Genomic DNA, 19705 nt, shown 5'->3' on the forward strand with positions numbered 1-19705 from the left:
CAAATCCTGGTTGAAGGGGATTTTGCGTTCCAAGTTCTTTTTTGGCTTCTGCCCCCACGCGGGCCAACTCCTTGGACGCGACGGCGACTGCGCACCTCGCACGACAATGCAACGGCGCGAAACAAATTTCGGTTAATTCAGGCCGTGAATCCAATGCGGTGGGTTTTAACGCGCGAACATGGTTGGCGGGAAATTAAGCATACCGTTAAAATGCGTTCGGGACGACATTGGCAAATCGAGCATTGTACGCAATAAGTTAACTGACTGTTAACTATGGAGTGCTCGAGTGCAAAGTGTCTTTGATGGCAAAAGCCTGATTACTGCCGAGATGATTGCCGGCAGTTTTCCAAGAAAGCCCGAGCATCACGGCGAGGCGTTCGAAACCGCCCGCGCGGAACTCGCGCTCATTCTCCACGCGACACACCAGCAGGTCGAGGAAGAGAAAGACCCTGCCGAGATCGTTCGTCGCCTGCTGTCCTATCTCAACGCCCTGCGGGCCAAGGTTCACCCCGACGTTTGGCAGTCGTTGATCCCGGTGGCGCAGAACCATCCGATCCTTGACTACTTTCTCCAGGACCCGCTCACCCGGTGGTCATTCACCAAGCCCAGGGGCTATTCCGGCGACGCGCAGTTGCTTGACTACATCTATTGTGATCCGCACGTGGCCGAAAGCGTGGCGAGCGCCTCGGACACAGGGAAGGCACTCTACAGCCATACCAAGGACGTACCGTCCTGCGTGGCGGCGCGGGAACGGCGCGATCTCTTGACCCGGTATGTCGACGAGACGGCGGACAAGAGCGGACCGCAAGCCGAGGTCCTGGCGATCGCCGCCGGTCATTTGCGCGAGGCCAATCGTTCGACCGCCTTGGCTGAGGGCCGCCTCAAGCGTTGGGTTGCGCTCGATCAGGATCCCCAGAGCGTTGGATTGATCGCGCGAGACTTCCAGGGCACCGCGGTCGAGGCCGTCGACGGCTCGGTGCGGACCGTGCTCACCAGGGGCCACAAGCTGGGCAAGTTCGACCTCATCTACGCCTCCGGCCTTTACGACTACCTCCAGCACAACGTCGCCGTGAAACTCACGAAGACTTGCCTGCAGATGCTGAAGCCGAACGGCAGGTTCCTTTTTGCCAACTACGCCGAGGGCAATCCCGACGCCGGCTATAGGGAAACGTTCATGGACTGGGTGTTGCTGCTGCGCTCCGAGGCCGACATGTGGAACATCATCAATGCCAGCGTCGACCGCAACACCGTCGAGGCGCAGGTGTTCTTTGGCGAAAACCGCAACGTGCTGTATGGCGTCATCGAAAAGCGCGGATAGGGCAATTCCAGGAAAAATGTGCAGCGGTTTTCCCGGAGAAAGTGCGTAGCGCCTTCCCGGGCAATTGCCTAAGATAAAGAACTGGAGCGAGTCGGCGATCCTATCGACGCTGAACGCTCCAGTGACAACCTTGGACCGGCGCCAGCGTGAAGCCTCGAGCGCTTTCGGCCGGGCGAGGCGTCCCGTCCCGGACCATTGCCTTTGGATGACTGCCTTTGGCTTGCACCTCCGGCCGCCTTCCGCTATAGAGCCGCCACCCGCGTAGACACCCTTGGAGGCAACGCGGCGGAAGGCCGCCTCACCCGGCGGCTTTCGACGTTTACGGTCCAGGCCGATTGCCAACCGCAAACGCTCCAGAACAACGCGAAAGGAAGTGCCATGAGCCACGATACTTACGAGCTCAAGGCCGAAGCGCGCGAACAGGTCGGTAAGGGGTCCGCCCGTGCAGTTCGCCGCAACGGTAAAGTGCCTGCAGTAATTTACGGTGACAAGCAGCCTCCCCTGGCGATCGCTCTCACCTACAAGGACATCTACTACAAGATCCACGGCGGCGGGTTCCTGACCACGATCGCCACGATCGATGTCGACGGCAAGAAGATCCAGGTCCTGCCGAAGGACTTCCAGCTCGACCCGGTCAAGGATTTCCCTGTCCACGTCGACTTCCTGCGCATCGGCAAGGACACCGAGGTCAATGTCGACGTGCCTGTCCACTTCATCAACGAGGACAAGTCGCCCGGCATCAAGCGCGGCGGCGTGCTCAACATCGTGCGTCACGAGGTCGAGTTCCACTGCCCGGCCAATGCGATCCCGGAATTCATTACCGTCGATCTCACCGGCGCCGACATCGGCGATTCGATCCATATCTCGTCGGTCAAGCTGCCGGCCGGCGTCAAGCCCGTCATCTCCGACCGCGACTTCACCATCGCGACCGTCGCCGGTTCGTCGGCGATGAAGCCGGAGACGGAAGAGACGGTCGAGGCTGTACCTGAGGCGGCTCCCGCCGCCGAAGAGAAGTAACTTTTTCACGCCCGGAGCTGACGATGCCGCTTGTCTTTGCAGGCCTCGGCAATCCGGGCGCGAAATATGCCGCCAACCGGCACAATGTCGGCTTCATGGCGGTGGACGCGATCGCCCGCCGCCACTCCTTTTCGCCCTGGTCTAAGAAATTCCAGGGATCGATCGCCGAGGGCACGCTCGGCGGTGAAAAGATCATCCTGATCAAGCCGCAGACCTTCATGAACCTGTCCGGCCAGTCGGTCGGCGAAGCGCTGCGCTTCTACAAGCTCGGCCCCGGGGCGCTGACCGTCTTCTACGACGAGATCGACCTTGCCGAAGGTAAGCTGCGCATCAAGACCGGCGGCGGCGCCGGCGGCCACAACGGCATCCGCTCGATCGACGGCCATGTCGGCAACGCGTATCGGCGTGTGCGCATCGGTATCGGCCATCCCGGCGTCAAGGAGATGGTGCAGCATCATGTACTCGGCGATTTCGGCAAGACCGACCGCGACTGGCTGGACCCGCTGCTCGACGCGGTCGCCGACAACGCGGCGATGATCGTCAAGGGCGACGAATCCGGCTTCATGAACAAGGCCGCCCTCGCCGTTCAGGGCAACGCCGGCGTGGAACCGGAAAAGCCGGCGCCCAAGCAGCAAAGCCACATCCGACAGGCACGGCCGCAACAGGCGCCCGCCAAGCTGCCGGAGAGCGGCCCGATGGCCGCCATGCTGAAGAAGCTGTTCGGCAACAAGGACTGAGCTCGGGTCCATACGGCGTTACAGGGCTTGACGTTCATCACCCCTATCGCCCATAGCCCTCACCAAATCTCAAATTCCCGATAGGACCGGACAAAATGGGTTTCAAATGCGGCATCGTTGGCTTGCCCAATGTCGGCAAGTCGACGCTTTTCAACGCGCTGACGAGGACGGCCGCCGCGCAGGCCGCCAACTACCCGTTCTGCACCATCGAACCGAACACCGGCGAGGTGGCGGTGCCCGATCCGCGTCTGCAGAAGATCGCCGCGATCGGCAAGTCGAAGGAGATCATCCCGACCCGCATCTCCTTTGTCGACATCGCCGGCCTGGTGCGCGGCGCCTCGAAGGGCGAAGGCCTGGGCAACCAGTTCCTCGCCAACATCCGCGAGGTCGATGCCATCGTGCATGTGCTGCGCTGCTTCGAGGATGACGACATCACCCATGTCGAGGGCCGCATCGACCCGGTCGCCGACGCCGAGACGGTCGAGACCGAGCTGATGCTCGCCGACCTCGAGAGCCTCGAACGCCGCATCGCGCAATTCCGCAAGCGCGCGTCCGGCAAGGACAAGGAAGCCTTGACCGTGCTGCCGATGATGGAGGCAGCGCTTGAGCTTCTGCAGGCAGGCAAGCCGACCCGCATCCTGCTCGACGGCATCTCGGCGGAAGACCTGCGCATTCTGCAAGGCTTGAACCTTCTGACCTCACATCCCGTGCTCTACGTCTGCAACGTCGCCGAGGCTGACGCGGCCACCGGCAACGAGCACACCAGGGCCGTGGAGCAGATGGCCGCCGCGCAGGGCGCACGCACCGTCGTTATTTCGGCCGCGATCGAAGCCGAGGTTGCGCAGCTCTCCGACGAGGAAGAGATGGAATTCCTGTCCTCGCTCGGCCTCGACGAGCCCGGCCTGAACAAGGTGATCCGCGCCGGCTACGAATTGTTGCAGCTCATCACCTATTTCACCGTCGGGCCGAAGGAGACGCGCGCCTGGACTGTGCACAAGGGCGCCAAGGCGCCGCAGGCCGCCGGCGTCATCCACACCGATTTCGAGCGCGGCTTCATCCGCGCCCAGACCATCGCCTACAATGATTTCGTCACGCTGGGCGGCGAAGTAGCGGCCAAGGAAGCCGGCAAGGCGCGCGACGAAGGCAAGGAGTATGTCGTCCAGGACGGCGACATCATGCTGTTCAAGTTTAATACGTGATCCTTCGGTCATCTCCGCAGGGACCACAGGCCAGAGTGTGAACAGACCAGGCCGGGTCGCATTCCCGACAGGGTAAGGCCGTGCACGGGCTGCCCTCGCTAGGCCTTTCCGCTATTGGCTCAGTGAACGCGGAAGGGGACCATATGAAAAGGACCATCCCGACCCTGATCGGTTTCTCGGCCATTCTGACCTGGTCGTTCCTCGCGCTGCTTTCGACCGCCGCGGGGCCGATCCCGCCCTTTCAATTGGCGGCAATGACGTTTCTGCTGGGAGGCTCAGTCGGGGCGGCCAGCTGGATTGTCCGCCCGTCGGCGCTCAAGTCGCTGCGGCAGCCATGGCAGGTCTGGGCAATCGGCACGGCAGGGCTGTGCATCTATCACTGCGCGTACTTTTTCGCCATCCAGTCCGCCCCGCCGGTCGAGGTGAGCCTGATTGCTTATCTCTGGCCATTGCTGATCGTCGTCTTCGCCGCTTTCCTGCCGGGAGAGCGGCTGAGGTCTCACCACATAGCCGGTGTGATGCTCGGCCTGGCGGGTGCCATCGTCGTCATCACCAAAGGCGGCAGCGTGGGCCTTGCTGACGGCGTGAAGCCGGGCCACGTCATTGCCCTGTTCTGCGCCTTCGTCTGGTCCGGTTATTCCGTCCTGTCGCGCCGTTTCGGCCAGGTGCCGACCGATGTGGTGGCGGTGTACTGCCTGATCACCGCGGCCGTGGCCTTCACTCTCCATCTCGCGCTCGAGATCACTGTCTGGCCGCAGACAATGACGCAATGGAGCGCTATCGTCATTCTAGGCGTGATACCGCTCGGCGCCGGCTTCTACGCATGGGACTATGGCTGCAAGCATGGAGACATCATGATCCTGGGCGCGCTTTCCTATGCCGCGCCGCTGTTCTCGGTGATCGTGCTGCTGCTGGCCGGATTCGGTATCTTTCACTGGTCTGTTGCGCTCGCTTGCGTCCTGATCACGGTCGGCGCGGTGATCGCTGCCAAGGACATGTTGCTGAAGGTGCAAAAACAATCTCTTACCGAGGAACCATCGCGCGCATAGGGCCAGATCTGCGACTGCGACGTGGCTACTGCCCGGCCACCGTCCTTCCGCTCACCCACACCGTGGCGATGTTGGCGCGTGCCGCGTTGAGCACGATCTTCTGGAAGACATCGTCGAGCGTGTCGTCCGCCGGGATGATGTGGATGTTCGAGGCCTTCGCCGTCGTGTCGATCAGCAGCGCGTCGAATTCATGGCCGACGCGAAAGCTGCCCGTCGGCAGGTCGAGCGCTTCGGCACCGCCGGCGGTGGCCAGCCAGAACGCCTCCTGATGCGTGATCGGCGCGCCGGGCGCGCCGCGCTGCGCTGCGTCCATGCCGGCATGGACGCCGCTCTGCAGCGTCCTCGAGGCTGACAGCGCATGCCGGCAGCCGTCGAAGAGCGACGGGCTGTAGCCGCCGGAAATGTCCGTCCCGAGCCCGACATGCATGTGCCGGTCAAGCGCGTCGCGCAGCGGAAACACCGCATTGGCGAAATAGAAGTTGGACAGCGGGCAATGCGCAACCCCAGCCCCCTTCCCCTTGATGAGGTCCATATCCCGCCCGTCGATGAAGTTCGAATGCGCCAGGATGGTGTGGCGCGTCAGCAGGCCGAAACCGTCGAGGCTCGCCGCGTCGGTGCAGCCAAAGCGCGTCTCGACGAATTGCCTTGCCCAATCGCTCTCCGAGCAATGTGTCTGCACGTGGCAGCTAAATTCCGTTGCGAGTTCGCCCAGGCCTTGCAGCGCCGCATCCGTGCAGCTGGGGATGAAGCGCGGCGTGATCACCGGCCGGACCAGCGGTCTTTCGCCGGTATCCAACGATCTGACCGCCTCGATGAAGCGTCTGGTGTCGGAAATGGCGCTTGCCGCGTCGGCATCGCGATAGAAAGACGGGCACTGCTCGGGATCGTCCATCGCCACCTTGCCGACCAAAGCGCGCTGGCCCTTTTCGAGGCATATCTCGGCAAGCGCCAAGCTGGCCTCGACATGGACGGTGGCAAAATAGAGCGCCGTGGTGGTGCCGTTGGCGAGAAGATTGTCGACCAGGTCGGCATAGACCTCGCGGGCGTAGCCGGTGTCGGCATAGCGCGCCTCGAGCGGAAACGTATATTTTTGCAGCCAGACCTCGAGCGGCACGTCCAGTGCCTTGCCCATTTGGGGCCATTGCGGCGCGTGGATGTGCAGGTCGATCAGGCCGGGCAGCAGGAACTGGCCTTCGCCGAGCTCCACTAGGCTGCCCGCCTGGCGGGCATCGCTCTTCCTCGCCGCGTATTCGGGATGGCCGGGTGCGAGAATCTCCGCGATCCGTCCCTGTGCATCGATGCTGAACAGATGGTCCTTCAGCACCTCCAGCCGGCCGCGCTCCGGCGTGTGGAAGGCGGTGCCAAGCAGCGTGAAGGCCTCTCTTGTCATGGATCGCTCCGGTTGCGCTGGCGCGTGTGGCCGTTATTGCATGGCGCGCAAGAAAACAGTTGGCAAACCTTTGCGCCGCTGTCCTTTGGCGCCGACTGATCCCATGATCGGCCGGGAAATTCCAGAGGGGACATCATGGAACGCACTGCACCGGAAATCACTTTGATTGCTCAGCCGGACGATCCGCTGCCACTGGGCAAGGCCGCCCTGCTCGGCCTCCAGCACGTGCTGGCGATGGATGTTTACATCGTGCCGTTCATCATCGCATCGGTCCTGGCCTTCAGCGCGGGCGATGCCGGCGCCTTCATCCAGTCGGCTTTCGTCGCGGCGGGCATCGCCACCCTGATCCAGTCGCAGCTTCTGATGCGCCTGCCGGTGGTGCAGGGGCCGTCCTTTGTGCCGATCGGCGCGGTGCTGGCTATCGCCTTCGGTGCCGGCGGCGGCATTGCCGGTCTTTCCGCGGTGATCGGAGCGCTCATTCCCGGCGCCATACTGGTCATGCTGCTCGGTTCGCCCACGGGAATCTTCCATCGCTTGGTAGACCGCTTTGTCCCGCCCATCGTCGGCGGCGCCATCATCATCGTCGTCGGCATCGCGCTGATGCCGGTCGCACTCCGCGAAAGCGTGTTCGCGGTCCACGGCACGGCCACCGTCGGCGGCAATATCATCCTTGCCTTTGTTGCGGCGGCGGTGCTCGTCGGCTGCATGCTGACCGGCATGGCGCTCGGCGCAAAGGGCGCCTGGCTGCGCCTGCTCTCCGTAATCATCGCACTTGTGGCCGGCTGCGTGGCCGCCGCCTCCATGAGCCAACTCAACATGGGAGCGGTCTCCGAGGCGACCTGGTTTTCGATGCCGCGCGTCGCCTTCCTCAACCTCGACGTGACGTTCTCGCTCTCGGCGACGCTCACGATGCTCATCGTCTATATCGTGGTCCTCGCCGAAACCACCGGCACCTGGTTCGCGGTCGGCGCCGTTATCGACAAGCCGCTGTCGAATGAACAGCTCGACAGGGGCGCCACCGGCGAAGGCCTCGGCTGCCTGGTCAGCGCACTGCTTTGCAGCACGCCGGTCACCGGCTATTCGTCGAATGCCGGCATCATCGCCATCACCGGCATCGCCAGCCGCGCCGCTTTCGCCGCGGCAGGCATCTTCCTGGTCCTGTTCGGACTGATCGGCAAACTGTCGGCGGTGATCGCCTCGATCCCGGGCCCGGTCATCGGCGGCGTGTTCGGCGTGCTCTGCGTCGTCATCGCCATGAACGGGTTCCGCGTCGTGCGCGGCACGCCGCTGACGGAAAGGAACATGCTGGTCGTCGGCCTGCCGATCCTGATGGCCCTGTTTGCTACGCTTGCGCCGCCGGATTTCGTCAAGACGCTTCCCGATATCGTGCAGTACATTCTGGGCTCGTCCATCGCCTTTGGCGCCGTCTGGGCCATCGTGCTGCACCAGATCCTGCCGAGCGCCCGATAGGGGCATTCGCAGGCCGGCCCCCGCGGGTCCGGCCTGCTCTCCACGATAAGCCCGAAGCGCGGTCGATGACCCGACCCGTCGAAGCTTTCATGCTGCCGGCTGCTCGACGAATTTTTCTGAGCGCCCCTGGTGTCGGCCCCAAGTCCGGCTTGTCTTGATTTTGTCATGCCGCAAGTCTAAGCGGCGGGCACAGGCTCGGCGCACGAAGGCTAGTGCGATCCGATACGACGCAGCAATCCGAACGCTTTCCGGCAGGGAGATCTGGCGATGATCAAGGCTTTCGTCGTGGACAATGATCGCCTGCGTCTCACGGACGATCTCCTGGGCAATGGCGACAAGGTCGTCTGGGCCGATCTCTTCAATCCGACCAAGGACGAAGAGGCAACAATCGAGAATTGGCTCGGCATCGCCATTCCGACCCGCGAGGAGATGGAGGAGATCGAGATTTCCAGCCGCCTCTATATCGAGGACGGCGCCTACTTCATGACCGCCACCTTGCCCGCCCAGACCGACGTCGACGATCCCCTGATCTCGCCGGTCACCTTCGCGCTCGCCGGCAATAGGCTGGTCACCGTGCGCTATCACGAACCGAAAGCGTTCAAGACCTTCCCCTTGCGCGCCGAGAAGGTGGCGACCGGCTGCACCAGGGGCGACACCATCCTGATCGGCCTGCTGGAAGCGATCGTTGACCGGCTCGCCGACATCCTCGAGCGCGCCGGCCGTGACGTCGAAGCGATCTCGCGCGATATTTTCGAGGCGCGATCGACCAAGGTGTCGAAGCGCAACCGTGATTTCCAGGAACTCTTGAAGGGCATCGGCCGCAAGGAGGACATCGCTTCCTCCGTGCGCGACAGCCTGATCTCCTTGCAGCGGCTGGCCGGCTTCCTCGCCCATGTCGCGACCCAGGCCAAGATGAGCAAGGACGTCCGCGCCCGTATCAAGACCTTGTCGCGCGACGTGCTTTCTCTTGCCGACCACGCCACCTTCCTGTCGCAGAAGATCTCCTTCCTGCTCGACGCCACGCTCGGCATGATCTCGATCGAGCAGAACGCCATCATCAAGATCTTCTCGGTCGCCGCCGTCATCTTCCTGCCGCCGACGCTGGTCGCCTCGATCTACGGCATGAATTTCGACGTCATTCCCGAGCTCAAATGGGAGCTCGGCTATCCGTTCGCGATCGCCATGATGGTTCTGTCGGCGATCCTGCCCTTCTGGTATTTCCGCCGCCGCGGCTGGTTATGACGCAACGGCCGGCCGGGCGCCCGCGGCTGGCTCACCAGAAAGGGCTTGACCAAACGCCGTCCGGCCTGCATCCGGGTTGCCGATCCATGTGGATCGCGCGTTCGGCAACCGGATTCCACGCCATGACTGGAAAGACATGGGCCTATGAGGACTTCGTCGAAGGAGCCTCGTTCGACCTCGGCACCAAACAGGTGAGCGCGGCCGAGATCATCGAGTTCGCCAGCGAATTCGATGCCCAGCCGATGCATCTCGACGAGAAGGCCGGCAAGGCAAGCATCCTGGGCGGCCTCTCGGCCTCGGGCTGGCATACCTGCGCCATGTTCATGCGCATGCTATGCGATGCCTTCCTGCTGGACTCGACCTGCCAGGGCGCGCCCGGCGTCGATCAGGTCAAATGGAAGAAGCCGGTGCTGGCCGGCGACACGCTCAAGGGCAGCCTCGTCGTCCTGGCCAAGCGTCCTTCGAAATCGAAGCCGCAGCTCGGCTTCGTGACCATGCGCAGCGAACTGGTCAACCAGCGCGGCGAAAGCGTGTTCGAGCTCGAGAATTCCGTCATGTTCCTCACGCGCAATGCCGCGGGGAGCCTTGCATGACGCTGGACGAATTTTTCCGCGTCGGCACCACCGTCACGCTGGGCTCGCATACGTTCGAAGCCGAGGCGATCAAGGCCTTCGCCCGCAAATACGACCCCCAGGTCTTCCACGTCGATGAGGACGCCGCGAAGAAGAGCGTGCTGGGCGGGCTCTGTGCGTCCGGCTGGCATACCGCCGCCACCTGGATGAAGCTCAACCTCGAAACCCGCATGGGCGCCGAATGGAGCGGCCCTGGCCCGACGCCCGAATTCGGCCCCTCGCCCGGCTTCAAGAACCTGAAATGGTTGAAGCCGGTCTATGCCGGGCAGACCGTGACCTTCACCCGCACCGCTCTTTCCCACCGCGCGATCGCCTCACGTCGGGGCTGGCGGGTGCTGACCTTGCGCTCGGAAGCCTTCGATTCGACCGGCGACAAGGTACTGGAGTTCGAGAGCGCCGTGCTGGTCAAGGTGGAGTAGGCGCCTCTTCCTTCTCCCCAGGGGGAGAAGGAAGAACTGCTCTCTCAATGCCCCTCGAACCCGATCAGCGTCCGCACCGGCACGCCGAGCGCTTCCAGCTTGGCGCGGCCGCCGAGATCCGGCAAGTCGATGACGAAGCAGGCGGCAAGGATATCGGCGCCGATCTGGCGCAGGAGATTCACCGCCGCCTCCGCCGTGCCGCCGGTGGCGATCAGATCGTCGACCAGGATCACTTTCTCGCCCGGCGACACGCCGTCCTTGTGCATCTCCATCTCGTCCAGCCCGTATTCCAGGCTGTAGGCGACGCGCACTGTCTCATAAGGCAGCTTGCCTTTCTTGCGGATCGGCACGAAACCGGCGGAGAGCTGATGGGCGACGGCGCCGCCGAGGATGAAGCCGCGCGCTTCGATGCCGGCGATCTTGTCAATCTTCTCGCCGGCATAGGGATGCACCAGCTCATCGATGGCGCGGCGGAAAGCGCGCGCATTGCCAAGCAGCGTGGTGATGTCGCGGAACAATATGCCGGGCTTGGGATAGTCCGGAATGGTGCGGATGGCCGCCAGCAGCGTGTCTTCGAGCGAAGGTTTCATGAGGCGGCTCCGGGTGGTCCAGTTTCGGCGGAAAGGCGTGAAATGGCGCAGCGCCAAATCCTAACCCGGCGCGACCGACAACGGCTAGCGCGATGTGGCGGCCGAGACAAGCGCATCCGGCGAAAGGAGCATATAGGTCCAAGGGCTTGCCTCTGCCTGCGCTGCGATCTTTCGCATCGAAGCAATGGCCATCTACCGAAAACGCAAATTCCGGCGGGTCAACTGTTCGATCGAGCTGCACCCCATCAGCTTCATGCCGCGTTCGATCTCGATGCGCATCTGTTCGAGTGCGCGTTCGACGCCAGGCTGGCCCGCCGCCGCCAGCGGAAACAGATAGTAGCGTCCGACGCCGACGGCCTTGGCGCCGAGCGACAGCGCCTTTAGCACATGCGTGCCGCGCTGCACGCCGCCATCCATGAGGACGTCGATCTGGTCGCCGACCGCATCGACGATCTCGGCGAGCTGGTCGAAAGCCGCGCGCGAACCGTCCAGTTGCCGGCCGCCATGGTTCGACAGCACGATGCCCTTGCAGCCGATCTCGACGGCGCGTCTGGCATCCTCCACCGACATGACGCCCTTGAGGCAGAACGGTCCCGGCCAAAGCCTCACCATCTCGGCGACGTCGTCCCACGTCATCGACGGATCGAGCATTTCGGTGAAGTAGCGGCTGATCGACATCGTGCCGCCGCCCATGTCGATATGCTCGTCCAGCTGCGGCAGCTTGAACGCCTCATGCGTGAAATAGTTGATCGCCCAGGCAGGCTTCATCGCGAACTGCGCCATTCCCGCCAGGTTGAGCTTGAAGGGAATCGCAAAACCGGTGCGCTTGTCGCGCTCGCGGTTTCCCCCGGTGATGCTGTCGACGGTCAGCATCATCACTTCGACGCCGATCTCCCGTGCCCGCTGCATCATCGCCCGGTTGAGGCCGCGATCGCGATGGAAGTAGAACTGATAGACCTGCGGGCCGCTGCTGATTTTTCGGACTTCCTCGAGGCTGACCGTGCCGAGCGAGGAAACTCCGAACATGGTGCCGTATTTTGCAGCGGCCCTGGCGACCGCCCGTTCGCCCTGATGGTGGAACAGCCGCTGGAGAGCGGTCGGCGAACAGTAGAACGGCATCGCCAGCTTCTGGCCCATGACGGTCACCGACATGTCGATCTCGTTCACCCCGCGCAGCACGTTGGGAACGAGATCGCAGGTTTCGAAGCTCTCGGTGTTGCGGCGATAGGTGATCTCGTCGTCCGCCGCGCCGTCGATGTAGTTGAAGATCGGCCCCGGCAGCCGCCGCTGCGCCATGCGGCGGAAATCGGAGAAGTTGTGGCAGTCGCTGAGCCGCATCATGGAACCCCAAACGCCCTATAGGCGGCAAAGCTTTCGCCGCCGTCGGGGCGTCGAATAGCAATCGCCTGCCGCGCTGCCAACCGGCTTGTTCGACAACAAAGCGATCACCTCACGCGCCAGCCTCTTCGGCAAGCAAAAAGGGCGCTTCGCGGGCGCCCTTTCTTCAATCTCCGGCCGCGCGGCTTAGTGCGCGACTGCTTCCCAAACCTTGCGCTTGGTCATGTAGACCAGTGCGCCGAACAGGAGCAGGAACACCAGCACCCGGAAGCCGGTTTTCTTGCGGGCTTCCATATGCGGCTCAGCCGCCCACGCCAGGAAAGCGGCGACGTCGCGGGAGTACTGGTCGACGGTCTGCGGCGCGCCGTCGTCATAAGTCACCTGGCCGTCGGAAAGCGGCTTGGGCATCTTCAGCGACACGCCGGACATGAAGTACGGATTGTAGTGCGTGCCTTCCGGGATGACCATTCCAGCCGGAGGCGTCTGGTCGTAGCCGGTCAGCAGCGAGTGGATGTAGTCAGGGCCGCCGGCATCATACTGGGTGAAGATGTCGAAGACGAACTGCGGAAAGCCGCGCTCCACGCCCCGCGCCTTGGCCAGCAGCGACATGTCGGGCGGGGCTGCGCCGCCATTCGAGGCTGCCGCGGCTTCCTCATTGGCGAACGGCGCCGGGAAATGGTCCGACGGCTTGCCGGGACGGTCGAACATGTCGCCGGCGTCGTTGGGGCCGTCATGGATGGTGTACTCGGCCGCCAGCGTCTTGATCTGTGCGTCGGAATAGCCGAGGTCCGAAAGCGTGCGGAATGCCACCAGGTTCATCGAATGGCAGGCCGAGCAGACTTCCTTGTAGACCTTGAGGCCGCGCTGCAGCTGCGCCTTGTCATAGGTGCCGAACGGGCCGGTGAAGCTCCAGTCCATTTCCTTCGGTTCGTTGATCGGGAAATGCGTCGGCGCCGCCGCGTTATGCGCCTCTTCGGCCGCGGTCGCCCAGGTGCCCGTAGCCCCAAGGCCGGCGGCCACAAGGCCGATCAGCGCAAGCGAGGTGAGAATCTTTTTCATGCCAAATCCCCTTAGATTCTCTACCGCTCAGCCCTTGGTCTCAGGTGCGGCCGTGGCGCCCGCCGGATGCCCGCTGCCGCCCTTGTTCTTCTCGAGCACCGCCTCGGTGATCGAGTTCGGCAGCCTGCGTGGCGTCTCGATCAGGCCGAGCACCGGCATGATGATCAGGAAGAAGGCGAAGTAGAACAGCGTCGCCATCTGCGCCATGAACACGTAGCTGCCTTCCGCCGGCTGCGAGCCCAGCCAGCCAAGCAGGATGGCATCGGCCACGAACAGCCAGAAGAACAGCTTGTACCAGGGCCGGTAGACCGCCGAGCGCACCTTGGAGGTGTCTAGCCACGGCACCAGGAACAGCATGGCGATGGCGCCGAACATGCACAGCACGCCGCCGAGCTTGGAGTTGATCGGCCCGATGTTGAAGGTAATGGCGCGCAGGATCGCGTAGAACGGCAGGAAGTACCATTCCGGAACGATGTGGGCCGGCGTCTTCAGCGGGTTGGCGACCGTGTAGTTGTCGGGGTGGCCGAGATAGTTCGGCAGGTAGAAGACGAAATAGGCGAAGAAGAACAGGAACACGATCATGCCGAACGCGTCCTTGATGGTCGCGTAAGGGGTGAAGGCGACGGTGTCGGTCTTCGACTTCACCTCGATGCCGGTCGGGTTCGACTGGCCCACGACATGCAGCGCCCAGATGTGCAGCACGACCACGCCGGCGATCATGAACGGCAGCAGGTAATGCAGCGCGAAGAAGCGATTGAGGGTCGGATTGTCGACCGCGAAACCGCCGAGCAAAAGCTGCTGGATCCAGTCGCCGACCAGTGGAATGGCGCTGAAGAAGCCGGTGATGACGGTGGCGCCCCAGAAACTCATCTGGCCCCACGGCAGCACGTAGCCCATGAAGCCGGTCGCCATCATCAGGAGGTAGATGATGCAGCCGAGGATCCACAGCAGCTCGCGCGGCGCCTTGTAGGAGCCGTAATAGAGGCCGCGGAAGATATGGATGTAGACCGCGACGAAGAAGAACGACGCGCCGTTGGCATGCATGTAGCGCAGCAGCCAGCCGGAATTCACGTCGCGCATGATCTTTTCGACCGAATCGAAAGCCAGATTGGTGTCGGACGTGTAGTGCATGGCCAGCACGATGCCGGTCAGGATCTGCGCCACCAGCATGATCGACAGGATGCCGCCGAAGGTCCAGGCATAGTTGAGGTTGCGCGGCACCGGATAGGCCACGAAGCTGTCATAGATCAGCCGCGGCAGAGGCATGCGCGCATCGAACCAGCGCTCGATACCGGTCTTGGGCGTATAGGTCGAGTGTCCCTCGCTCATCGAAATATCCCCTGCCTCAACCGATAAGGATCTTGGTATCGGAAATGAACTTGAATACCGGCACAGCCATGTTCTCGGGCGCCGGGCCTTTGCGGATGCGGCCGGCGGTGTCGTATTGCGAACCGTGGCAAGGGCAGAACCAGCCGCCGAAATCGCCTTCCTGGCCCAGCGGAATGCAGCCCAGATGCGTGCAGACCTGAACCATCACCATCCAGGCTTCCTTGCCGGGCGTGGTGCGGTTGGCGTCGGTCGCCGGCGCGTCGGCCGGCAGGTTGGCGTTGCGGGCGATCGGATCCTTGAGATCGGCGAGATTGACGGCCTCGCCGTCCTTCATCTCCTTTTCGGTGCGGTTGCGCACCACCACCGGCTTGCCGCGCCACTTGACGATCAGCGACATGCCCGGCGTCAGCGAGGAGACGTCGACCTCGACCGAGGCGAGCGCCAGCGTCGAGGCATCGGGGCGCATCTGGTCGATGAACGGCCACGCGACGGCGCCCGCGCCGACCACGGCGGCCATGCCGGTGGCGACGTAGAGAAAATCTCGACGGTTGGGATCCTGGGTGTCGGTTGCGCTCACGGGTGCCTGATCCTTTCGCCTCTTCCGTGCCGGTGGGCGAGCCTTGTTCCCCGCTCATTCACGCCAACCCGACAGCGCATGGCGAACAGGCTAGCGAATTCCTCCGGCATTTGGACTTCGGTTTATGCGTGAAGCCCGTTTTTGTCCAGACGGGTGAAGGCACAAGGGCAGATTGTCGCGGGGACGAAATCCGGCACCGCGCGACAAGGCGGCGGATGACCGTGAAACACCGCCAAACAGCCGGGAAACAGTAGCGAATCCGGGGGCCAGCCTCGCCTCGACACCTGGCTCCGGGGGGTCTATCCTGCCCCCATGGCGCATGTCATAGACCGCGAGGAATGGGCTGTTCGCCCCGACCGCTGGAAGGGCGAGTTGCAATGTGCCCCCTACGGTTCCAACTCCTGCCTGATCTTCAACTACCTGCCGGAGACCGGCGGCGGACCGCGCCTGCATTCCCATCCCTACGCCGAGATCTTCATCATCCGCCAGGGCATCGGCCTGTTCACGGTCGGCGGTGAGGAGATCGAGGCCTCTGCCGGCCAGATCGTCATCGTGCCGCCCGGCACGCCGCACAAATTCACCAATCTCGGCCCCGGCCCGCTGGAAACGACCGACATCCACGAGAACGGCACTTTCATTACCCAGTGGCTGGAGTGATCCAGGACCAGGTGATTCCTGGAAAAGCGCAATTCCTGGAAAAGTATGAAACGGTTTCCGTCCGCAAACGGGTCAAACAATCCAGCCCTGTCGGTCTTCCGATCGCCGCCTAGATCTATGGCATAGGCAGCCGGCAGGGTCAGGACATGCAAACCTCGAACATCGAAATCGAAGGGCTTAGCATAGCGATCCGCGAGGCGGGCCCGGCTGAAGCGCCTGCATTCCTGCTGCTGCACGGCTGGCCGCAAAGCTCCTATGCGTTCGAAGGGGTGATCGGCCGGCTGGCTGCCGAGTACCGTGTCGTCGCACCTGACCTGCCGTGCATCGGCGGCTCGCAAGGCATGCCTGAGGCCGGCGACAAGAGAACTCTGGCGAGGCTGATGAGAGGCGTTGCCGAGGCCTGCGGGCTGCGGCACCTCTTGGCGGCCGGTCATGATGTCGGCGGCCAGATCGTGTTCGCCCTGCTGCGCGACCATCCCGAGATCCTTTCCGGCGCGGCGATCATGGATGTCGCTGTTCCGGGTGTCGCGCCATGGGAAGAGGTCATTCGCAATCCGCGGATCTGGCACTTTGCCTTCCATGCCGTCCCGGCGCTGCCGGAAACGCTGGTGAGCGGCCACCAAAGCACCTATTTCGACTTCTTCTTCAATGTGCTTTCGAAGGATCGGACATCGATCCCGGCGCAGGCCAGGGAAATCTATGCGAGAGCCTATTCCCGGCCTGAAAGCCTCCAGGCCGGTTTCGATTGGTATCGCGCCTTCCCCGAAGATGCCAAAGCCAATGCCGCGCGGCCCGCGACGCCGACAGCGATTCCGGTGCTGTATCTCAGGGGCTCGGCCGAGTCCGGCGATGTCGGCGACTATGTCGAGGGCCTCAGGGCCGCCGGGCTTTCGAATATCGAGGGCGACATCATTGCCGACAGCGGGCACTTCATCGCCGATGAGAACCCGGAGGCGCTCGCCGCCCGCCTGGCGAGATTCCACAGAGAGATCGGTGCAGCAAGCGCCAGCCTTACATCGCGCCAAGCCTGACCAGCACGGCCTTCGGGATGTTGTATTCGCGGATGACGGCATCGTGCTTCCGAAGGCCGCACAGTTCGCGCTGGATGAAGTAGCCATGCACCGCCACCGCCGCCTCCTTGAGCAGCCGGGGACGCAACTGCTCGTCGCCATTGTTGCGCAGCCGGGCCAGCGTTTCTTCGACGCGTTGTCCGGCGCGGCCGAGTGCCGCCGCCTTCTCGGCGAGGACTTCATGGCCGAGCGCGTCGAAGGCGGCTTCGGCGGCAGAGGCATTGGTCAGACGGGACGGCGGACGCAGGGACGTTTCAGCCTCCTTTTCGCGAAAATCATCCGGTGCGTGACGAATTCTTCGCCCGCCACCGGCGCGAAGCCAAGCCGCTCATAGAAGCCGAAGGCTTCCTGCGGCGCACGGGTGTTGAGCACGGTGAAATAGTGGCGTGCCCTGTCGACAACGGTCTCAACCAGCATGCGGCCAAGGCCGGTGCGCCGATGGCGCGCGCCGACGAACAGATGCCGGACCCGGCCATGGTTCCTGCCCTCGAAATAGGGATCGATGTTCAGCCCGCACACGCCGGCGAGTTCGCCGCCGTGCCATGCTCCGAACAGTGCCTCGCCGTGTTTCAGGAACTTATTGCGGCCGCTTGTCCAGCCGTCGCGAAGCCGCACCAGCATCCAGTAGCCTTCCCGCCGGCTCTCTTCCATCAGCGCATCGAAGGCCGGTGTCGTCGGCCGCAGCCGTTTCAGCAGATAGTCGGTCTCATGCGTCGCGCCCATGCCGCTACTCCGCCGGCCGCGTCTCTTCCAGCACGGCTTCCTCATGATAGAGGAAGCCGCCGGACTGACGCTTCCACAGCCGCGCGTAGAGCCCGTCGAGCGCCACCAGTTCATCATGCGTGCCTTGTTCGACAATGCGGCCGCCGTCGAGCACGACGAGGCGGTCAAGCGCGGCGATCGTCGACAGCCGGTGGGCGATGGCTATGACCGTCTTGCCTTCCATCAGCCGCGCCAGGTTTTCCTGGATTGCCGCCTCGATGTCGGAATCAAGTGCCGAGGTCGCCTCGTCCAATATCAGGATCGGCGCATCCTTGAGGAAGACACGCGCGATCGCCACGCGCTGGCGCTGGCCGCCCGACAGTTTGACGCCGCGCTCGCCGACATAGGCCTCGTAGCCCTGTCGGTCGCGATTGTCGCGCAAGGTCAGGATGAAATCATGCGCCTCGGCTTTCCTGGCCGCCGCGATCACCTGCGCGTCGGTGGCGTCGGGCATGCCGAGTTTGATATTGTCGCGCAGCGAACGGTGGAAAAGCGCTGTGTCCTGACTGACGACGCCGATATTGGCGCGCAGCGAATTTTGCGTCACCTGCGAGACATCCTGGCCGTCGATGGCGATCTTTCCGCCTTCGAGTTCGTACAGCCGCAGGATAAGGTTGGCGAGCGTGGTCTTGCCGGCGCCGGACGGCCCGACCAGCCCGACCTTCTCGCCCGGCCGCACCACGAGATCGATGCCGTTGAGCACGCCGAACCCCTTGCCGTAGTGGAACTCGACATTCTTCACCTCGATGCGCCCGCCGGCCACGACCAGTTCCCGGGCGTCGGGTGCGTCGACCAGACCGAGCGGCTGCGAGATCAGCGCCTTGGAATTCTCCAGCACGCCGAGATTGCGCAGGATGCTGTTGAGCTGCATCATCAGCCGGCCAAGCAGCATGTTGAGCCGCAGCACCAGCGATAGCGTGAAGGCGACCGCGCCTACGGTAATCGAGCCCTCGACCCAGAGATAGACGGCAAAGCAGCCGATCGCCGTGATCATGATGCCCGACAGCGTCGTCAGCGCCATGCGCACGCCGGTCAGCCGGCGCGTGAACGGGCGCAACGCGTCGAGATAGATGTCGAAGCCGCTCCTGATGTAGCGGTCGTCGCCATCGGCGGAGAACAGTTTCAGCGTCTGCACGTTGGAGTAGGAGTCGACGATGCGGCCGGTGATCATCGACCCCGCCTCGGCGGTCGCCTCGGCATGTTTGCGGATTGCCGGCAGATAGAGCCTGGCCAGCCAGGCGAAGGCGGCGATCCAGATCAGCACCAGCACTGCGAGCCTGATATCGAGCCCCGCGACCAGGGCCAGCGTCGTCACCGTATAGACGATCATGAACCAGACGACCTCGATGAAGCTTTCCATCAGGTCGCCGGTCGCTTGCCCAGCCTGCCAGACTTTTGTCGCGATGCGGCCGGCGAAATCGTTCTGGAAGAAGGAGTAGGACTGGCGCGACACGTGCCGGTGCGCCTGCCAGCGCACCAGATTGTAGAAGCCGGGCGTGATCGTCTGCTCGTCGACCAGGGCCGACAGGCCGACGACGATGGTGCGGACGACCAGCACCACGACGATCATGAACACAAGTTCCGGCCCGGCGGCCGTCCACAGCGCATGCCAGCTGCGTTCGCCGGGAAGCTGGTCGAGGATGTCGACCAGCCGCCCGACAAAGTAGAACAGCCCGGCCTCGACCAGCGGCGCGATGCCGCCGATGACCAGCATGGCAAAGAAGGCGAACTTGGCCTGGCCGACATAGTGCCAGAGAAAGCCGGCGACGCCGGACGGCGGCCGAAGATTCGTGGGCTCCCTGAACGGATAGACCCAGTTCTCGAACCAGCGATAGACGGCTGTCATCATG

At 63.4% G+C, this 19705-nt stretch carries 20 protein-coding genes; 11 read left to right on the plus strand and 9 right to left on the minus strand.

From position 1 onward, the window contains the following. The first annotated feature begins 286 nt into the window (after positions 1–286). The 5 genes from FJ973_RS12895 to FJ973_RS12915 all read left to right on the plus strand — a co-directional run bounded on the left by FJ973_RS12895 (position 287) and on the right by FJ973_RS12915 (position 5320). Positions 287–1318 carry a class I SAM-dependent methyltransferase gene (locus FJ973_RS12895; RefSeq protein WP_140556087.1) on the plus strand — a complete coding sequence of 344 codons (1032 nt, stop codon included), beginning with the start codon at positions 287–289 and terminating at the stop codon, positions 1316–1318. A gap of 378 nt (positions 1319–1696) precedes the next feature. Next, on the plus strand, positions 1697–2335 hold the full coding sequence (locus tag FJ973_RS12900; protein ID WP_140556088.1) for a 50S ribosomal protein L25/general stress protein Ctc: 639 nt from the start codon (positions 1697–1699) through the stop codon (positions 2333–2335). A 23-nt stretch (positions 2336–2358) separates the two neighbouring features. Beyond that, the gene (gene pth / locus FJ973_RS12905) at positions 2359–3072 is read left to right on the plus strand and encodes an aminoacyl-tRNA hydrolase (RefSeq protein ID WP_140556090.1); all 714 of its coding nucleotides are present in this window, start codon (positions 2359–2361) and stop codon (positions 3070–3072) included. Positions 3073–3167: 95 nt separating this feature from the next. Then, positions 3168–4271, plus strand: coding sequence for a redox-regulated ATPase YchF (gene ychF, locus FJ973_RS12910; protein ID WP_140524909.1), 1104 nt, complete (start codon positions 3168–3170; stop codon positions 4269–4271). Positions 4272–4414: 143 nt separating this feature from the next. Next, positions 4415–5320, plus strand: coding sequence for an EamA family transporter (locus tag FJ973_RS12915; RefSeq protein WP_140524960.1), 906 nt, complete (start codon positions 4415–4417; stop codon positions 5318–5320). Positions 5321–5345: 25 nt separating this feature from the next. On the opposite strand, the gene guaD is transcribed toward FJ973_RS12915, so the two are convergent. Next, positions 5346–6710, minus strand: a complete 1365-nt coding sequence (guaD, locus tag FJ973_RS12920; RefSeq protein WP_140556092.1) for a guanine deaminase — start codon at positions 6708–6710, stop codon at positions 5346–5348. A 135-nt stretch (positions 6711–6845) separates the two neighbouring features. On the opposite strand from guaD, the gene FJ973_RS12925 reads away from it, so the two are divergent. The 4 genes from FJ973_RS12925 to FJ973_RS12940 all read left to right on the plus strand — a co-directional run bounded on the left by FJ973_RS12925 (position 6846) and on the right by FJ973_RS12940 (position 10473). Beyond that, on the plus strand, positions 6846–8180 hold the full coding sequence (locus FJ973_RS12925) for a solute carrier family 23 protein (protein ID WP_140556094.1): 1335 nt from the start codon (positions 6846–6848) through the stop codon (positions 8178–8180). Between the two features lie 267 nt (positions 8181–8447). Then, on the plus strand, positions 8448–9422 hold the full coding sequence (gene corA, locus FJ973_RS12930; protein WP_140556096.1) for a magnesium/cobalt transporter CorA: 975 nt from the start codon (positions 8448–8450) through the stop codon (positions 9420–9422). A 122-nt stretch (positions 9423–9544) separates the two neighbouring features. Then, positions 9545–10015 (plus strand): MaoC family dehydratase, encoded by a 471-nt coding sequence (locus FJ973_RS12935; protein ID WP_140556097.1) that lies wholly within the window; start codon positions 9545–9547, stop codon positions 10013–10015. Next, positions 10012–10473, plus strand: coding sequence for a MaoC family dehydratase (locus tag FJ973_RS12940; protein WP_140556099.1), 462 nt, complete (start codon positions 10012–10014; stop codon positions 10471–10473). The genes FJ973_RS12935 and FJ973_RS12940 overlap by 4 nt, the downstream gene beginning before the upstream one ends. A 44-nt stretch (positions 10474–10517) precedes the next feature. On the opposite strand, the gene FJ973_RS12945 is transcribed toward FJ973_RS12940, so the two are convergent. The 5 genes from FJ973_RS12945 to petA form a co-directional block, all read right to left on the minus strand. Continuing rightward, complete coding sequence (locus tag FJ973_RS12945) at positions 10518–11063, minus strand: adenine phosphoribosyltransferase (RefSeq protein ID WP_140496033.1); 546 nt, start codon at positions 11061–11063, stop codon at positions 10518–10520. Between the two features lie 192 nt (positions 11064–11255). Continuing rightward, entirely contained in the window at positions 11256–12401 is a 1146-nt protein-coding gene (locus FJ973_RS12950) for an alpha-hydroxy acid oxidase (protein ID WP_140517004.1), read from the minus strand. Between the two features lie 186 nt (positions 12402–12587). Further along, on the minus strand, positions 12588–13460 hold the full coding sequence (locus FJ973_RS12955) for a cytochrome c1 (protein ID WP_140524913.1): 873 nt from the start codon (positions 13458–13460) through the stop codon (positions 12588–12590). Between the two features lie 27 nt (positions 13461–13487). After that, entirely contained in the window at positions 13488–14789 is a 1302-nt protein-coding gene (locus FJ973_RS12960) for a cytochrome b N-terminal domain-containing protein (RefSeq protein ID WP_140496035.1), read from the minus strand. Positions 14790–14805: 16 nt separating this feature from the next. Then, entirely contained in the window at positions 14806–15366 is a 561-nt protein-coding gene (petA, locus tag FJ973_RS12965) for a ubiquinol-cytochrome c reductase iron-sulfur subunit (RefSeq protein WP_140496036.1), read from the minus strand. A gap of 312 nt (positions 15367–15678) precedes the next feature. Between petA and FJ973_RS12970 the strand changes: the two genes are divergently transcribed. After that, complete coding sequence (locus FJ973_RS12970; protein WP_140496037.1) at positions 15679–16023, plus strand: cupin domain-containing protein; 345 nt, start codon at positions 15679–15681, stop codon at positions 16021–16023. Between the two features lie 146 nt (positions 16024–16169). Beyond that, entirely contained in the window at positions 16170–17054 is an 885-nt protein-coding gene (locus FJ973_RS12975; RefSeq protein WP_140516916.1) for an alpha/beta hydrolase, read from the plus strand. Here the strand turns inward: FJ973_RS12975 and FJ973_RS12980 are convergent. The 3 genes from FJ973_RS12980 to FJ973_RS12990 are packed head-to-tail and all read right to left on the minus strand — an operon-like array spanning position 17035 to position 19704. After that, complete coding sequence (locus tag FJ973_RS12980) at positions 17035–17322, minus strand: DUF6665 family protein (protein WP_246671757.1); 288 nt, start codon at positions 17320–17322, stop codon at positions 17035–17037. The two genes, FJ973_RS12975 and FJ973_RS12980, sit on opposite strands and share 20 nt — an antisense overlap. Next, positions 17319–17816 (minus strand): GNAT family N-acetyltransferase, encoded by a 498-nt coding sequence (locus FJ973_RS12985; protein ID WP_140556101.1) that lies wholly within the window; start codon positions 17814–17816, stop codon positions 17319–17321. Before FJ973_RS12985 ends, FJ973_RS12980 begins: the two co-directional genes overlap by 4 nt. A 4-nt stretch (positions 17817–17820) precedes the next feature. Next, a complete protein-coding gene (locus FJ973_RS12990) occupies positions 17821–19704 on the minus strand; it encodes an ABC transporter ATP-binding protein (protein ID WP_140556102.1) in 1884 nt (627 codons plus the stop codon). Between the last annotated feature and the right edge of the window lies 1 nt (position 19705).

Source organism: Mesorhizobium sp. B2-1-3 (assembly GCF_006442495.1).
Classification (GTDB): domain Bacteria; phylum Pseudomonadota; class Alphaproteobacteria; order Rhizobiales; family Rhizobiaceae; genus Mesorhizobium.

Coding starts and splice junctions, on each gene's coding strand:
- FJ973_RS12945 (WP_140496033.1), bottom strand. CDS start 11,063: ATGAAACCTTCGCTCGAAGACACGCTGCTGGCGGCCATCCGCACCATT.
- FJ973_RS12950 (WP_140517004.1), bottom strand. CDS start 12,401: ATGCGGCTCAGCGACTGCCACAACTTCTCCGATTTCCGCCGCATGGCG.
- FJ973_RS12925 (WP_140556094.1), top strand. CDS start 6,846: ATGGAACGCACTGCACCGGAAATCACTTTGATTGCTCAGCCGGACGAT.
- corA (WP_140556096.1), top strand. CDS start 8,448: ATGATCAAGGCTTTCGTCGTGGACAATGATCGCCTGCGTCTCACGGAC.
- FJ973_RS12935 (WP_140556097.1), top strand. CDS start 9,545: ATGACTGGAAAGACATGGGCCTATGAGGACTTCGTCGAAGGAGCCTCG.
- FJ973_RS12955 (WP_140524913.1), bottom strand. CDS start 13,460: ATGAAAAAGATTCTCACCTCGCTTGCGCTGATCGGCCTTGTGGCCGCC.
- FJ973_RS12940 (WP_140556099.1), top strand. CDS start 10,012: ATGACGCTGGACGAATTTTTCCGCGTCGGCACCACCGTCACGCTGGGC.
- FJ973_RS12975 (WP_140516916.1), top strand. CDS start 16,170: ATGCAAACCTCGAACATCGAAATCGAAGGGCTTAGCATAGCGATCCGC.
- FJ973_RS12915 (WP_140524960.1), top strand. CDS start 4,415: ATGAAAAGGACCATCCCGACCCTGATCGGTTTCTCGGCCATTCTGACC.
- ychF (WP_140524909.1), top strand. CDS start 3,168: ATGGGTTTCAAATGCGGCATCGTTGGCTTGCCCAATGTCGGCAAGTCG.
- FJ973_RS12985 (WP_140556101.1), bottom strand. CDS start 17,816: ATGGGCGCGACGCATGAGACCGACTATCTGCTGAAACGGCTGCGGCCG.
- FJ973_RS12960 (WP_140496035.1), bottom strand. CDS start 14,789: ATGAGCGAGGGACACTCGACCTATACGCCCAAGACCGGTATCGAGCGC.
- pth (WP_140556090.1), top strand. CDS start 2,359: ATGCCGCTTGTCTTTGCAGGCCTCGGCAATCCGGGCGCGAAATATGCC.
- FJ973_RS12990 (WP_140556102.1), bottom strand. CDS start 19,704: ATGATGACAGCCGTCTATCGCTGGTTCGAGAACTGGGTCTATCCGTTC.
- guaD (WP_140556092.1), bottom strand. CDS start 6,710: ATGACAAGAGAGGCCTTCACGCTGCTTGGCACCGCCTTCCACACGCCG.
- FJ973_RS12900 (WP_140556088.1), top strand. CDS start 1,697: ATGAGCCACGATACTTACGAGCTCAAGGCCGAAGCGCGCGAACAGGTC.
- FJ973_RS12970 (WP_140496037.1), top strand. CDS start 15,679: ATGGCGCATGTCATAGACCGCGAGGAATGGGCTGTTCGCCCCGACCGC.